Raw genomic sequence first — 466 nt, forward strand, 5'->3', positions numbered from 1 at the left:
GGTGATGGATATCACCGCGGCACCGTTGGTTCAGGTGACGACGGCCGGGGTTCCCGGCTCGCAGCGGTGGGTGGCGTTGCTTCAGGTGCATCACCTGATCCAGGACCACACAGCGGTGGATGTGCTGTTCGCGGAGGTCCAGGCGTTCCTGGAGGGCCGTGAGGCGGGGCTGCCGGTGCCGCTGCCGTTCCGGAACTTCGTCGCGCAGGCCCGGCTGGGCATCCCGGAGGCCGAACACGAGGCGTTCTTCACTGGTCTCCTCGGCGACGTGACCGAGCCGACCGCACCCTTCAATATCACCGACGTACGCGGCGACGGCACCGAGGTCACCGAGGCCCGCAAACCCCTCGACGGAGCCACAGCCGCCGCCGTACGTGAGGTGGCGCGGCGTCTCGGTGTGAGCGTGGCGACGGTGTTGCACGTGATGTTCGCGAGGGTGGTCGCCTCGGCGTCGGGCCGCGAGGAT

At 69.1% G+C, this 466-nt stretch carries 1 protein-coding gene; it reads left to right on the plus strand.

Annotated elements, in window-relative coordinates:
• Positions 1-34: 34 nt before the first annotated feature.
• The coding region (locus IG99_RS43595) for a condensation domain-containing protein (protein WP_158973400.1) at positions 35-466 on the plus strand (432 nt) is incomplete at its 3' end.

This window comes from Streptomyces griseus subsp. griseus (genome assembly GCF_000720255.1).
GTDB lineage: Bacteria > Actinomycetota > Actinomycetes > Streptomycetales > Streptomycetaceae > Streptomyces > Streptomyces griseus_I.